This window comes from Mycolicibacterium sarraceniae (assembly GCF_010731875.1).
GTDB classification, from domain to species: Bacteria; Actinomycetota; Actinomycetes; order Mycobacteriales; family Mycobacteriaceae; genus Mycobacterium; species Mycobacterium sarraceniae.
Genome location: NZ_AP022595.1, coordinates 382,694 through 397,072 on the forward strand (window position 1 = coordinate 382,694; position 14,379 = coordinate 397,072).

Here is a 14,379-nt window from a genome sequence, read left to right on the forward strand (position 1 = left end):
CTCAACTCAGGCCCCCCAGTTTCCCGCCAGCTCCCGCTGGGACTTACGTACCGCCGCGCGTGACCGTACCTTCAGCGCGCCCTTCATCGTCCATCGAAGGGGTGCACGCCACCAGCCAAAATGGCGATCGGATAGATAAATGTAGGTGCTTTCGTGATGCGCGCGCAGGTTGCTGGCCGGATCGCGCCCGGTCGAGTGGCCCTTGTCGTGCAGGATCTCCGCCGCGGGCACATAGACGTTGAGCCAGCCCGCCTTGCCAACTCGGTCACCGAGGTCGACGTCTTCCATGTACATGAAGTAGCGCTCGTCGAACCCGCTGACCTGATCGAATGCCGCCCGGCGGATCAGCAGGCAGGCCCCCGACAACCACCCGACGGGCCGCTCGGTGGGCTCCAGGTATTCCTGCCGGTAGGCCCGCGTCCACGGGTTCTTCTTCCACACGAAGCCGACGACGGCGTGCATGCCGCCACGCACCAGGCTGGGCAGGTGGCGTGCCGACGGGTACACCGACCCGTCTGGGTCGCGGATCAGCGGCCCCAGGGTCCCGGCGCGCGGCCAACGCTCCGCGGCAGCCAGCAGTTCGTCGATGCTGTTGGGCCCCCACACCACATCCGGATTAGCCACGATCACGAACTCGTCATCGGCCGGCGCTGTGGCGACGCCTCGGTTGACGGCACTCCCGTAGCCGAGATTCCCGCCGGTGCGCAGCAGCTGGGTGCCGGGATAACGCTCGACGGCCTCCTCGGGCGCTCCGTCGGTGGATCCGTTGTCGGCCAGCACCACCGTCACCGGACGATCGGTGGCCACCGTCAACGACGACAGAAAGCGATCCAGATGTGGGCCCGGGGAGTACGTCACCGTCACCACGGTCAAGGGGCGGCTCGGCGTCACGGCGTAGAGGGTAACTGTCCGCCGCCGACAGGCTGAGCCAGCGCCTCGGCCAACGCCGCGCGCCACGGCCGCATTGGGCTCAGCCCGGCCTGTACCGACAACACCGTCGACAGTGCCGAATACGCCGGTCGGGGTGCCCGGCGGCCCGTGTGCGCGACGCTGACCGGCCGGACCCGGTTCGGGTCGGCACCGAGTTCTTCGAATACCGCGCGGGCCTGGTCGTCGACCGCGTCGCCCACCTCGTATGGGTGGCGTTGACCTTTGACGGGCTCGACGTTGGCGATCGCAGCGCAGTTGACCACCAGGTCGTCTTCGGCGATGAACCGCTCAGCGGCGACAGGGTCGACAATGTCGCATTGCTGATGCGTCAGCGTGCTGACCACACGGCCCCGACGGGCCCCCTCACCTGCGAGAAACCGCCCAACCTGCCCGCCGGCACCCGTGATCACGATCCTTGCCGCCACGATCACGAGTCTGGCACGCCGGTTTGCGCTACCCGGCTTGCGCCCATCTCGCCAGTAGCCTGGGCGGATGCTTGCTGACACCGAAGCACCCACGGGCGCCCGGCGGGTGGCGCGTACCGTGCTCGCGTTGATCGCGGTAGCGGTGATGATCGGCACCGGTGTCGCGTGGGGCAAGATCCGCTCGTTCGAAAACGGCATCTTCCACATGAGCACCGCGGCGCTCGGCGGCGGTGGGCAGGACGGTGCCATCGACATCCTGTTGGTCGGTATGGACAGCCGCACTGACGCGCACGGCAACCCGCTGTCCGAGGACGAGCTGGCGGCTCTGCACGCCGGCGACGATGTGTCGACGAACACCGACACGATCATCCTGGTGCGGATCCCCAACAACGGGAAGTCGGCGACGGCGATCTCGATTCCGCGCGACTCCTACGTCAAGGCCCCGGGGCTGGATAAGACGAAGATCAACGGCGTCTACGGCCAGGTGAAGCTGGACAAGATGAAGCAGCTGGTCGAGCAGCAGGGCGTGGACCCGGCCGAGGCCGAGCCCAAAGCCGTCGAGGCCGGTCGCGAGGCGCTGATCAAAACCGTCGCCGACCTGACAGGTGTCACGGTCGACCATTACGCCGAGATCGGTCTGCTCGGCTTCTCACTAATTACGGATGCACTAGGCGGCGTCGATGTCTGCCTGAAAGATGCCGTCTACGAACCACTTTCCGGCGCCGACTTTCCGGCCGGCTGGCAGAAACTCAACGGCACCCAAGCATTGAGCTTCGTCCGGCAGCGTCACGACCTGCCGCGCGGCGACCTCGACCGGGTGGTGCGCCAGCAGGTGGTAATGGCTTCCCTGGCCCACCAAGTGATTTCCGGAAAGACGTTGACCAGTCCGTCGACCCTGAGCAAGCTGCAGGACGCCATCCAGCGCTCGGTAGTGCTCTCATCGGGCTGGGACATCATGGATTTCATCAAGCAGCTCGAGAACCTCGCCGGCGGCAACGTGGCGTTCGCGACCATCCCGGTGCTCGACGAGGCGGGCTGGAGTGACGACGGTATGCAATCCGTGGTCCGGGTCGATCCGCCCCAGGTACAGGAGTGGGTGGCCAGCCTGCTGCACGACCAGGCCGAGGGCAGGACCGAGAAGATCGCGTATTCGCCGGAACAGACCAAGGTCGACGTGATCAACGACACCGATATCAACGGCCTGGCCGCTGCGGTGTCAGAAGCGCTGAGCACCAAGGGTTTCGACGCGGGTAATACCAGTAACAACGACAAAGATCACGTGATCCGCAGCCAGGTGCAGGCCGCCAAGGATGACGATGTCGGCGCCCAGGCCATCGCCAAGGCGCTCGGCGGTCTCCCCGTGGTGGCACAAGAGGGCATTCCGGCGGGCACCGTGCGAGTGGTGTTGTCCAGTGACTACACCGGGCCTGGTTCGGGCCTGGAGGGATCGCTGCCGACATCGGCGGCGGTCAGCCAGGCCGCCGGCCAAGCCGGTGACGGCACGGCTCCTCCGCCGTCGCCCATCATCACCGCGGGGTCTGATGACCCCAAGTGCGTCAACTGATGGCCAATCTGACTGCGGCGGTGCTCAATCCGCTGCTGAGGGCCGACCCGATGGGCCCGCGGATCACCTACTACGACGATGCCACCGGTGAACGCATCGAGCTGTCGACGGTGACGCTGGCCAACTGGGCGGCCAAGACCGCCAACCTGTTACGCGATGAACTCTGCGCCGGTCCGGGCAGCCGGGTCGCGGTGCTGCTACCCCCGCACTGGCAGACGGCGGCGGTGCTGTTGGGCGTGTGGTGGATCGGAGCCGAGGTCGCGTTGTCAGGTTCTGCCGACATCGCTTTGTGCACATCCGAGCGCTTGAACGAGGCCGACGAGGCGGTGACCGGCGGTGAGGTCGCGGTGCTGTCACTGGACCCGTTTGGCAAGCCCGTGCCCGATCTTCCGATCGGCGTCACCGATTACGCGACCGCGGTACGGGTGCACGGCGATCAGTTCATCACCGAGCCCACCCCCGGGCCGGCACTGGCCGGCCGGTCAGCTGACGATGTGCTGGCGTCCGCTGTCGCATCTGCGACCGCATCGGGGTTGGCCGCAGGTGACCGGGTGATGTCGTCGTCGCCGTGGACCACCCCCGACGAGGTTGTGGCGAACCTGTTGGCGGTCTTCGCCGTGGGCGCGTCGTTGGTTCAGGTGGCCAATCCCGACGCGGGCGCGCTGGAGCGGCGCAGGGTCACTGAAAGGGTCACCCGCGACCTGAGTTGAGCACGTTGACCACGGCGCTCACCTCACCCAGGTAGTGCGTCAGGCGCACCGGCCCGCATCGGGATGACTGATTCAACGCACGACGGTTATCGAACAGCGCCTCAGCGATCAACGTAGCGCCGCGTGGCAATCTGGCAACCAGTCTGTCGCACAACGCGGTTCCTACTCCACTCCGCTGGAATTCATCCTCGACCAGCAGACCGAGCTCGCGGTTCAGTTGCGGCGCGAGCAAGGCGTGACCGACGCACCGCGCGGTTCGTTCCAACACTGTTTCCCTGGCGGAAAGGACCAATTGGTCGGTGAGGCCGGCGCATGGGCCGGCAACTTCGCCGCGCAGTGGGTCCAGAGCTATCTGCAGACTGCGCGAAAGCCCACGAGCCGACAGACCAGTAGGCGTTCGCGGTCTAGCGGAGGCTCGCAAGCAGCAGTGCTGTTGCCCACCGGCCGATGTTCTTTGTCCCCCTCAACCGTCGGCGACGAGATCCGATTGTCAGCGGTCACGTAATTCCCCAGGTCTGAGGGGTTGTCCGTCACGTAATTCCTCACCCTCGGTCACGTAATTCCCCACCCCGTGGGGCGTGTCCGGTGGGGGTTGGGGCGCTGTTCAGGTTCGCTCCGTTCAGGTGCCCCGCCAGGGGTCCTGGAAGGGGCCTTGAGTGGCGAGGAGATCGTGGGACGTGACTGATTTCGTGGAGATGTTCCGGCACTGGAATGCCGGCCGATCCCAGGTGCAGATCAATGAGGCGCTGGGCATCGACCGCAAGACCATCCGCAAGTATCTGGCCCCGGCGCTGGCCGAGGGTCTGGCACCGTGCCCGGAGGAGTTTGACGAGCAGCTATGGCGGGCACGCATCGGGCGTTGGTTTCCCGAGCTCATCGATCCGGTGGCGCGGGCACTGACATGGCCCCAGATCGCCGTGCATCACCAGTGGATCGCCGAGCAGCTGAAGGTTCCGGTGACAGTGGCGACCATCGCGCAGCGCCTCCGCGACGACCATCATGTGGATGTGTCCGAATCGACGGTACGTCGTTACGTGGCAACCGCTTTCGCCGAGGAGCGACTCGAAGGCAAAGTCACGGTACCCCGCGGTGCGGTCGAACCCGGCAGTGAAGCGCAGATCGACTACGGCAAGCTCGGGATGTGGTGGGACCCGCAATCGGGCGCCGCGTCGCGGTGTGGGTATTCGCGATGATCCTGTCGTGTTCACGGGCGTTGTTCGTCCAACCGGTGTTGCGGATGGATCAAACATCCTGGAATGCCTCGCATGTCGCGGCGTTCGAGTTCTTCGGCGGCGTGCCGGCGCGGCTGGTGTGCGACAACCTCAAGACCGGAGTCGAGCGACCCGACCTCTACGATCCGCTGATCAATCCGGCCTACGGCGAGCTCGCCGCGCACTACGGCACCCTGATCGATCCGGCGCGAGCCCGCAAGCCGAAGGACAAACCTCGCATCGAGCGGCCGATGCCCTACATTCGGGACTCGTTCTTCGCCGGCCGCGAGTTCACCTCGCTGGCCCAGATGCAGGCCGAGGCGATCAGGTGGTCCACGCAGGTATACGGGGTCCACAAGCACCGCGGTCTGGATGGGCAGACCCCGGCGTCGGTGTTCGCAGCGATCGAACGCGATGCGCTGATGGCGTTGCCGCCCAGAGTGTTTGAGTCGGTTATCTACTCGATCGGGCGGGTCGCCGCGGATTGCCACGTCAAGTCCGGCAAGGCGCTGTACTCGGTGCCGTGGCGGCTGATCGGCCAGCAGGTCACCGCCCGCACCGCCGGTGACGTCGTGCAGATCTTCCACAGCGGGACCGTGGTCGCGACTCACGTGCTGCATCTGGCGGGCCGCTCGACCAATGTCGAGCACTACCCGCCCCACAAGATCGCCCACACCCTGCGCACCGTGACGTGGTGCCGCACCCAGGCCGAGCAGATCGGGCCCGGCGCCGTCGCGGTCGTCGCCGAATTGTCCACGGTCAACGCCATCCACCGGCTCCGCGCCATCCAGGGGATCATCCGCCTGCGCGAAAGTACGGCGATCGCCGACTGGACGCGGCCTGCACTCGAGCACTGCAGGTCGGGGACCCCGGCTATCGCACCGTCAAAGGCATCCTGGTCGCCGGCACCGAAGCAGACCATGCCTCGCCCGCCGTCGTCCCGCCACCACCGGCGATGCTGCGAGGACCTGACGCGTTCGACACCGACCTCACTGCCTGAGCGCACGAAAACACCTCCACTGCAACCACTTCAACTCCAAGGACATAGTCATGACCATTCACGATCCCAGCCTGCGGGCCGCACTGAAGACCCTCAAACTGACCGGCATGCTCGACACCCTCGATGCCCGCCTGGCTCAAACCCGCGACGGGAAACTCGGACACCTGGAATTCCTCCAAGTACTCTGCGAAGACGAAATCGCCCGCCGGGAGACCGCCGCCCTGGCCCGACGGGTCCGCCGCGCCCGCTTCGAACAGCCCAACACCTTCGAGGACTTCGACTTCACCGTCAGCCCGAAACTGCCCGCTGCGATGCTGCGCGACCTGGCCGCGTTGCGCTGGCTCGAGGCCGGTGAATCAGTGATTCTCTACGGACCCGTCGGAGTCGGGAAAACCCATGTGGCACAGGCACTCGGGCATCAAGTCGCACTCCGCGGCGGCGACATCCGCTTCGTCAAATGCTCCCGCATGCTCGCCGACCTCGCCGGCGGCCACGCCGACCGCACCATCGGACAACGCATGCGCGAATACACCCGCCCCCTGGTCCTGATCGTCGATGACTTCGCGATGCGTGAGCACACCCCCACCCAAAGCGACGACCTCTACGACCTTGTCTCCGACCGCGCCATCGCCGCCAAGCCCCTGATCCTGACCAGCAACCGGGCCCCGAAGGACTGGTACCCGCTGTTTCCGAACCCGGTCGTGGCCGAATCGCTGCTCGACCGACTCATCAACACCAGCCACCAAGTCCTCATGGACGGCCCGTCCTACCGACCCCGGAAACGACCCGGCACCAAGACCACCTGACACCCACTTAGCGGTTCGCTACGCTCACCGCAGCAGCACCTGAACCTGGGGAATTACGTGACGGCAACCCCTGGGGAAATACGTGACCGTGGACAATCCGATCGAGTATGAAAGATGTCGGTAGCCCGACGGACAGGCCCCTCGCTCACACCACATTCACAGAGTGCACCTGGTTGTGCTACTAGGCTGCCCACGTGAGCCGTGTTCCGCTGAATCTCCCGCCGCTGTCCGAACTTCCGGTACATCGCATCGACATCGTGGAGACGACAGGCTCGACGAACGCCGACCTGTTGGCCCGCCATGCCGCAGGCGAGGACATCCGCGGCACAGTTTTGCTCGCCGAGCACCAGAGCGCCGGCCGCGGCCGCCATGGGCGTAGCTGGTCGGCACCGCCGCGTTCCCAGATCACGCTGTCGATCGGGGTCGACGCCGAGGGTGTCGCCGCCGACGGCTGGGGCTGGCTGCCCCTGCTCACCGGTATCGCACTCGTCGATGCCGTCCGGGAGAGCACCGGTATCGAGGCGGGCGTGAAGTGGCCGAACGACGTCCTGGTGGGCACCGGCAAGCTCGCCGGCATCCTGGCCGAGGTGGCCGCCCCCGACCCGGTCATCGTGGTGGGGCTCGGGCTCAATGTCGCGCTGACCGCCGAGGAGGCACCCGACCCCCGCGCCACCTCACTGCAGATGCTGGGCGCCACGATGCTCGACCGCGACGCCCTGGCCGGGGCGATCCTGCGTGAACTGACCACCCGCATCGAACGCTGGCAGGCCGCGAAAGGCCCCGACCCCGCACTGGTGGCCGACTACCGGCAGCGCAGCCTTACCCTGGGCAGCCAGGTGCGGGCTCTGATGCCCGGAGATCGCGAAATCACCGGCATCGCAACCGATATCGACACCCTGGGTCGGCTGAGCATCGACACCGGCACCGGCGTGACGACGGTCTCGGCGGGTGACATCACCCACCTGAGGCCAGCCGGCTAACGCAGCAGCGCGCGGCTCATCACGACCCGCTGAATCTGGTTGGTGCCCTCGTAGATCTGAGTGATCTTGGCATCGCGCATCATTCGCTCCACCGGGAAGTCCACGGTGTACCCCGCGCCGCCGAACAGCTGCACAGCATCGGTGGTGACCTCCATGGCAACATCGGAGGCGAAGCACTTCGAGGCCGCCGAGATGAACCCCAGGTTGGGTTCACCGCGCTCGGCCCGGGCGGCGGCCGAGTACACCATCAACCGGGCCGCCTCTACCTTCATCGCCATGTCGGCCAGCATGAACTGGACACCTTGGAAGGTGCTGATCGATGTGCCGAATTGCTTGCGGTCCTTGGTGTATGCGATCGCCGCGTCCAGCGCACCCTGTGCGATACCGACGGCCTGCGCCCCGATGGTCGGACGGGTGTGATCCAGGGTGGCCAACGCCGTCTTGAATCCGGTCCCCGGATCACCGATGATCCGGTCGCCCGGGATGCGACAGTTCTCAAAGTACAACTCAGTGGTGGGCGAGCCCTTGATCCCGAGCTTGCGCTCCTTGGGCCCGATCGTGAATCCCTCGTCGTCGACGTGGACCATGAACGCCGAGATGCCGTTGGCGCCCTTGTCCGGATCGGTCACCGCCATCACCGTGTACCACATTGACTTGCCGCCGTTGGTGATCCACGCCTTGGCCCCGTTGAGAATCCAGTCGTCGCCGTCGGCCTTGGCCCGGGTCCGCATCCCGGCCGCATCACTGCCGGCTTCTCGCTCGGAGAGGGCGTAGGACGCCATCGCCTCACCTGAGGCGATCGCCGGCAGCACCTTTTGCTTCAGCTCGTCTGATCCGCGCAAGATCAGGCCCATCGTGCCCAGTTTGTTCACGGCGGGGATCAGCGAGGCCGACGCGTCGACCCGGGCGACCTCCTCGATCACGATGCACGCCGCCACCGAATCCGCGCCCTGGCCGCCGTACTCCTCAGGCACGTGGACCGCGTTGAAACCGGAGGCGTTCAGCGCATCGAGCGCCTCGGAGGGAAAGCGCGAGTTCTCGTCACACTCGGCCGCATAGGGCGCGATCTCTTTCTCGGCCAACGCCCGAATCGCAGCCCGCAGCTCGTCGTGCTCCTCGGGCAACTTGAACACGTCGAAATCCGGATTTCCCGCCATCACAGCCTCCTTGCTACTCGCAGGTAACGTTACCCGGGACTTCACTCACCGAGTAATCGCTCCCGCAATGCCCGATCCTTTTCCAGGACCTGGGCTTCCAGGTCGTCCTGAAAGCTCTCCATGCGCTTGCGCAGCGCCGTGTCCGACGCACCCAGTATGCGCACCGCAAGCAGCCCCGCATTGCGGGCACCACCGATCGACACGGTGGCCACCGGCACACCGGCCGGCATCTGGACGATCGATAGCAGCGAGTCCAGCCCGTCGAGCTTGGCCAGCGGCACCGGCACCCCGATCACCGGCAGCGACGTGGCCGAGGCCACCATGCCGGGCAAGTGTGCCGCACCACCGGCTCCGGCGATGATCACCTTGATGTCGCGAGCGGCCGCCCCACGCGCGTAGTCGAGCATGCGGCCCGGGGTTCGATGCGCCGACACGACGCCCACCTCGAAGGGCACCTCGAACTCGGCCAGCGCCTCGGCTGCGGCTGCCATCACCGGCCAGTCGCTGTCGCTGCCCATGATCAAGCCGACTACCGCTTCAGGCATGCCCATCCCATCCGTCCGTCCACTCTGCGTGCGACAACCAGTGTGCCGCCCGCTCGGCACGTTCACGCACCTGATTCGCATCGGAATCGGCGGCGCCGACGATATTGACATGGCCCACCTTGCGGCCCGGGCGTTCTTCCTTGCCGTATAGGTGGACCTTCGCCTCGGGAATCCGGCCGAAAAGGTGGTGCAGCCGCTCGTCGACACCCATCGCGGGGGCCTGCGGCGCACCGAGCACGTTTGCCATCACCGTCACCGGCGCGAAAGGCCGGGTGTCGCCCAGCGGGTAGTCCAGGACGGCCCGCAGATGCTGCTCGAACTGGCTGGTCACCGCGCCATCCATGGTCCAATGCCCGGAGTTGTGCGGCCGCATCGCCAATTCGTTGACCAGCAGCGCACCCTCGGTCGTCTCGAACAGTTCGACGGCCAGCACGCCGACCACCCCCAGCTCGGCGGCCAACCGCAGACCCAGCTGTTCGGCCGCCCCCGCGAGCTCCTCGGCCAACCCCGGTGCGGGTGCCACCACCGTGACGCAGATCCCATCGCGCTGCACGGTCTCCACGATCGGCCACGCCGCACCCTGACCGAACGGCGACCGGGCCACCAGCGCCGAGAGCTCGCGGCGCATCGACACCCGCTCCTCGAGCATCACGGCCACGCCGTCGGCCAGATAGCCGGCGACCGCCTCGCGCGCGTGCGCCGGATCCCGCGCGAGCACCACGCCGCGGCCGTCATATCCGCCCCGGACGGTCTTGATCACCAGCGGTCCGCCGATCTCGGCGGCGAACGTGTCGACGTCATCGACGCTGGTCACGGCGGTGAACCGTGGGATCGGCGCGCCGAGAGCCGCCAGCTTGCGCCGCATCACCAGCTTGTCCTGCGCATGCACCAGGGCCTGCGGCGGCGGTGCGACGGTGACGCCCTCGGCGACCAGGGTGTCGAGCAGCTCGGTGGGCACGTGCTCGTGGTCGAAGGTCAGCGCGGCGGCGCCCGCGGCCGCGCTGCGCAGCGCCTCGAGGTCGGTGTGGGCACCGATCACCACGTCGGGCGTCACCTGGGCGGCCGGGTCATCGGGGCTCACGGCCAGTACCCGCAGGCTCTGGCCGAGCGCGATCGCGGCCTGGTGGGTCATCCTGGCCAGCTGCCCGCCGCCGACCATGGCGACGATAGGAGGTCTGGGGCTGTTCGACACGGCCATCATGGTGTCAGACCTGCACGAGTACGCACACGTGCGGTGACTTCCGTAGACTTGACCCTTGTGTCTTTCGCAGATGTCACGATCGCTCGGCTACCCCGACCGATCCGGCCCTTCGCCGAGCGGCATCACGAGCTCATCAAGTTCGCGATCGTCGGTGCGACGACGTTCATCATCGACTCTGCGATCTTCTACACACTCAAGCTGACGATTCTCGAGCCCAAGCCGGTCACCGCCAAGGTGATCGCGGGCATCGTCGCGGTGATCGCCTCCTACGTGCTGAACAGGGAATGGAGCTTCCGCAACCGCGGCGGACGCGAGCGGCACCACGAAGCACTGCTGTTCTTCGGCGTCAGCGGCGTCGGCGTGCTGTTGAGCATGGCCCCGCTGTGGTTCTCCAGCTACGTGCTGGATCTGCGCGTGCCGCACGTCTCACTGACCGTCGAGAACATCGCCGACTTCTTGTCGGCCTACCTCGTGGGCAACCTGCTGCAGATGGCGTTCCGGTTCTGGGCGTTCCGTCGCTGGGTATTCCCCGACGAGTTCGGGCCGAGCCACGACAAGGGGCTGGAATCCGCCCTTACCGGTGGCGGTTTGGCCGAGGCGCTCGAGGACGAGTACGAGTCCGGGGGCACCGTCACACCACTGCGGCGCCGTCGGCCGCCGCGTCAGCTGGGCAACTCTTCAGAACCCAGAGTGTCGAAAACTTCGTGATACAGCAGTGAATGCACCCGCTCCACGCGGGGAATGTCGTGGAATTCAAGGGGATCCTGGCTCGCCGACTCGATGATCAGGGTGCCGGTGCGTAACATGCGGTCGAGTAAGCCGTGCCGGAACTCCACACTGTTGATGCGCGCCAACGGGATATCGATGCCCGAGCGGGTCAGCAGTCCATGGCGGAACATCACCCTTCGGTCGGTGATCACGAAATGCGTTGTGAGCCAATTCAAAAACTTCCACAACGTCAGCCAGCCGACCAGGATCAGCCAGATCGCCGCGATGACGCCGAAGAGGACCTTTTTGGCGGTGGCATCCCAGTTGGTGTTGTTGACGAGCGCGGCCACGAACGCCGCGGCGATCGTGGCGACGAGCAACACGAGGACCGGGCCGACCAGACGCTTCCAATGCGGGTGACGGTGCAGCACGACCTGCTCATTGGCGGCCAGCACGTTTTCGGGATATCCCATGGTCATCTCCTACGGCACCGGACGCGCGAAGGCAAGAGATGTGGTGCCCCTTAGCGCCTCCTTAAGGTTGCCGATAACATCGTCACCCATGACGAGCGTTAAGGAACCGGCGGCCGGCCACTCGATCGACATCCACACCACTGCAGGCAAGCTGGCCGACCTGCGCCAGCGTGCCGAAGAGGCGCAGCATCCGGTCGGTGAGACCGCCGTGGAGAAGGTCCACGCCAAGGGCAAGCTGACGGCGCGCGAACGCATCCTGGCGCTGCTTGACGAGGGCTCCTTCGTCGAGCTCGACGCGCTGGCCCGGCATCGCAGCACCAACTTCGGCCTGGCCGAGAACCGGCCCGTCGGCGACGGTGTGGTGACCGGCTACGGCACCATCGACGGCCGCGAGGTTTGCCTCTTCAGCCAGGACGCCACCGTGTTCGGCGGCAGCCTCGGCGAGGTCTACGGCGAAAAGATCGTCAAGGTCCAGGAATTGGCGATCAAGACCGGCCGCCCGCTGATCGGCATCAACGACGGCGCCGGTGCCCGCATCCAAGAGGGTGTCGTCTCCCTCGGCCTCTACAGCCGGATCTTCCGCAACAACATCTTGGCTTCGGGCGTGATCCCGCAGATCTCACTGATCATGGGTGCCGCCGCGGGCGGGCATGTCTACTCCCCCGCACTGACCGACTTCGTGATCATGGTCGATCAGACCAGCCAGATGTTCATCACCGGTCCCGACGTCATCAAGACCGTCACCGGTGAGGACGTCACCATGGAGGATCTGGGCGGCGCCCACACCCACATGGCCAAGTCGGGCACCGTGCACTATGTCGCCTCCGGCGAACAGGACGCGCTGGACTACGTCCGCGATCTGCTGAGCTACCTGCCGCCCAACAACTACGCCGAGCCGCCGCGCTACCCGGCACCACCGCACCCGGGCGCCATCGAGGACAACCTCACCGACGAGGACCTCGAGTTGGACACGCTGATCCCGGATTCGCCCAACCAGCCCTATGACATGCACGAGGTCATCACCCGCATCCTCGACGATGACGAGTTCCTCGAGGTGCAGGCCGGTTACGCGCAGAACATCATCGTCGGCTTCGGACGCATCGACGGCCGCCCGGTCGGCATCGTCGCCAATCAGCCCACCCAGTTCGCCGGCTGCCTGGATATCAACGCCTCCGAGAAGGCCGCCCGGTTCGTGCGGACCTGCGACTGCTTCAACATCCCGATCGTGATGCTGGTCGACGTTCCGGGCTTCCTGCCGGGCACCGAGCAGGAGTACAACGGCATCATCCGCCGCGGTGCCAAGCTGCTCTACGCCTACGGCGAGGCCACCGTCGCCAAGGTCACCGTCATCACCCGCAAGGCCTATGGCGGCGCCTATTGCGTCATGGGTTCCAAGGACATGGGTTGCGATGTCAACATCGCGTGGCCGACGGCCCAGATCGCCGTCATGGGTGCCTCGGGTGCGGTCGGCTTCGTCTACCGCAAGGAACTCAAGGACGCGGCCGCTGAGGGTAAGGACGTTGACGCCCTGCGCCTCGAATTGCAGCAGACCTACGAGGACACGCTGGTGAACCCGTACATCGCCGCCGAACGCGGTTATGTCGACGCGGTGATCCCCCCGTCGCACACCCGCGGCTACATCTCCACCGCGCTGCGGCTGCTGGAGCGCAAGATCGCCCAGGTTCCGCCGAAGAAGCACGGGAACATTCCACTGTGACAAGGGGCTGCAGCCGATGAGCAAGCACGAGGACATCACCGAACTCAGCGACCCGCGGGACATCACGCTGGACAATCCGGAGCCACCGGCACCGGAGATTCGGATCGAGAAGGGCAATCCGAGCGACGAGGATATCGCCGCTCTGGTGACCGTGCTGGCCGCTGCCAGTGGCGGCACCGCCGCACCGGGGCCGCAGGAGCTCAACCTGTGGGGCCACCCGGTCGACAAACTGCGCTATGGAATCGCCAGCTGGCAGCGGGTCACGCTGCTGGAGCGGATGCACTTGCGCAGATGACGCGAGTCATCTTGGGCTCGGCGTCAACTGGCCGGCTGGGCGTACTGCGCAGCGCCGGTATCGCCCCCCTGGTCGTGGTCTCCGGCGTGGACGAGGACGGCATTGTCGAGCGTCTGGGAACCGACGCCGAACCCGGTGACGTCGTCACCGCGCTGGCACAGGCCAAGGCCGACGCCGTGCGCGGGGTTCTGGACCACGATGTCGCTGCGGATTGCGTTGTGATCGGCTGCGATTCGATGCTCAACGTCGACGGTCAACTCTCCGGTAAACCGGGAACCCCGGAACAGGCTGTGCGGCAATGGGATTCGATGGCCGGTCGGGAGGGATTGCTCTACACCGGACATTGCGTCATCCGGGTTCTGCACGGCGCCGCCGTTCACACCGCAACCCACGCGGGGGTCACCAGGGTCCGGTTCGCCGCCCCCACCCCAGCCGACCTCGCGGCCTACCTCGCCACCGGTGAGCCACTGCAGGTCGCCGGTGCCTTCACCCTCGACGGGTTCGGCGGCTGGTTCGTCGAGGGCATCGACGGCGACCCGTCCAATGTGATCGGCCTGAGCCTGCCGTTGACGCATCGCTTGTTCACCGACGTCGGGCTGGCGATCGGCGATCTGTGGGCGGCCAATCCGGTCCGCTGATCAGCGGTAGGCTCGTCGT

General features: G+C 66.3%; 14 protein-coding genes and 1 pseudogene. 9 read left to right on the plus strand and 6 right to left on the minus strand.

All coding sequences use genetic code 11. The features are described from left to right. Positions 1–6: 6 nt before the first annotated feature. Both G6N13_RS02080 and G6N13_RS02085 read right to left on the minus strand, forming a co-directional pair. The gene (locus G6N13_RS02080) at positions 7–891 is read right to left on the minus strand and encodes a glycosyltransferase family 2 protein (protein WP_235677902.1); all 885 of its coding nucleotides are present in this window, start codon (positions 889–891) and stop codon (positions 7–9) included. Then, a complete protein-coding gene (locus tag G6N13_RS02085) occupies positions 888–1,355 on the minus strand; it encodes a sugar nucleotide-binding protein (RefSeq protein ID WP_179965060.1) in 468 nt (155 codons plus the stop codon). Before G6N13_RS02085 ends, G6N13_RS02080 begins: the two co-directional genes overlap by 4 nt. Before the next feature lie 67 nt (positions 1,356–1,422). On the opposite strand from G6N13_RS02085, the gene G6N13_RS02090 reads away from it, so the two are divergent. From G6N13_RS02090 to G6N13_RS02110, 5 genes and pseudogenes are all read left to right on the plus strand, one after another. Further along, positions 1,423–2,919, plus strand: coding sequence for an LCP family protein (locus tag G6N13_RS02090; protein WP_163694604.1), 1,497 nt, complete (start codon positions 1,423–1,425; stop codon positions 2,917–2,919). Next, the gene (locus tag G6N13_RS02095; RefSeq protein ID WP_163694605.1) at positions 2,919–3,629 is read left to right on the plus strand and encodes a TIGR03089 family protein; all 711 of its coding nucleotides are present in this window, start codon (positions 2,919–2,921) and stop codon (positions 3,627–3,629) included. Before G6N13_RS02090 ends, G6N13_RS02095 begins: the two co-directional genes overlap by 1 nt. A gap of 677 nt (positions 3,630–4,306) precedes the next feature. Next, a pseudogene (gene istA / locus G6N13_RS02100) lies at positions 4,307–5,840 on the plus strand (IS21 family transposase). Positions 5,841–5,890: 50 nt separating this feature from the next. Beyond that, positions 5,891–6,646, plus strand: coding sequence for an IS21-like element helper ATPase IstB (istB, locus tag G6N13_RS02105; protein ID WP_163694606.1), 756 nt, complete (start codon positions 5,891–5,893; stop codon positions 6,644–6,646). Between the two features lie 194 nt (positions 6,647–6,840). Beyond that, positions 6,841–7,626 (plus strand): biotin--[acetyl-CoA-carboxylase] ligase, encoded by a 786-nt coding sequence (locus tag G6N13_RS02110; RefSeq protein ID WP_163694607.1) that lies wholly within the window; start codon positions 6,841–6,843, stop codon positions 7,624–7,626. Here G6N13_RS02110 and G6N13_RS02115 read toward each other — a convergent pair. The 3 genes from G6N13_RS02115 to G6N13_RS02125 are packed head-to-tail and all read right to left on the minus strand — an operon-like array spanning position 7,623 to position 10,487. Continuing rightward, positions 7,623–8,783 (minus strand): acyl-CoA dehydrogenase, encoded by a 1,161-nt coding sequence (locus G6N13_RS02115; RefSeq protein WP_163694608.1) that lies wholly within the window; start codon positions 8,781–8,783, stop codon positions 7,623–7,625. The genes G6N13_RS02110 and G6N13_RS02115 overlap by 4 nt on opposite strands. A gap of 41 nt (positions 8,784–8,824) precedes the next feature. Beyond that, complete coding sequence (gene purE / locus G6N13_RS02120) at positions 8,825–9,328, minus strand: 5-(carboxyamino)imidazole ribonucleotide mutase (RefSeq protein ID WP_163694609.1); 504 nt, start codon at positions 9,326–9,328, stop codon at positions 8,825–8,827. Next, complete coding sequence (locus G6N13_RS02125) at positions 9,321–10,487, minus strand: 5-(carboxyamino)imidazole ribonucleotide synthase (RefSeq protein WP_235678020.1); 1,167 nt, start codon at positions 10,485–10,487, stop codon at positions 9,321–9,323. The genes purE and G6N13_RS02125 overlap by 8 nt, the downstream gene beginning before the upstream one ends. Positions 10,488–10,586: 99 nt before the next feature. Between G6N13_RS02125 and G6N13_RS02130 the strand changes: the two genes are divergently transcribed. Beyond that, complete coding sequence (locus G6N13_RS02130) at positions 10,587–11,237, plus strand: GtrA family protein (protein WP_163694611.1); 651 nt, start codon at positions 10,587–10,589, stop codon at positions 11,235–11,237. On the opposite strand, the gene G6N13_RS02135 is transcribed toward G6N13_RS02130, so the two are convergent. Further along, positions 11,192–11,710, minus strand: a complete 519-nt coding sequence (locus G6N13_RS02135) for a PH domain-containing protein (RefSeq protein WP_163694612.1) — start codon at positions 11,708–11,710, stop codon at positions 11,192–11,194. The two genes, G6N13_RS02130 and G6N13_RS02135, sit on opposite strands and share 46 nt — an antisense overlap. 88 nt (positions 11,711–11,798) lie before the next feature. Here G6N13_RS02135 and G6N13_RS02140 point away from each other — a divergent pair, with 88 nt between their 5' ends. From G6N13_RS02140 to G6N13_RS02150, 3 genes are read left to right on the plus strand one after another with little or no spacing between them, the layout of a single operon-like run. Then, entirely contained in the window at positions 11,799–13,427 is a 1,629-nt protein-coding gene (locus G6N13_RS02140; RefSeq protein ID WP_163694613.1) for an acyl-CoA carboxylase subunit beta, read from the plus strand. Between the two features lie 16 nt (positions 13,428–13,443). Beyond that, positions 13,444–13,722, plus strand: coding sequence for an acyl-CoA carboxylase epsilon subunit (locus G6N13_RS02145; protein WP_163694614.1), 279 nt, complete (start codon positions 13,444–13,446; stop codon positions 13,720–13,722). After that, positions 13,719–14,360 (plus strand): Maf family protein, encoded by a 642-nt coding sequence (locus G6N13_RS02150; protein ID WP_163694615.1) that lies wholly within the window; start codon positions 13,719–13,721, stop codon positions 14,358–14,360. The genes G6N13_RS02145 and G6N13_RS02150 overlap by 4 nt, the downstream gene beginning before the upstream one ends. The last annotated feature ends 19 nt before the right edge of the window (positions 14,361–14,379 follow it).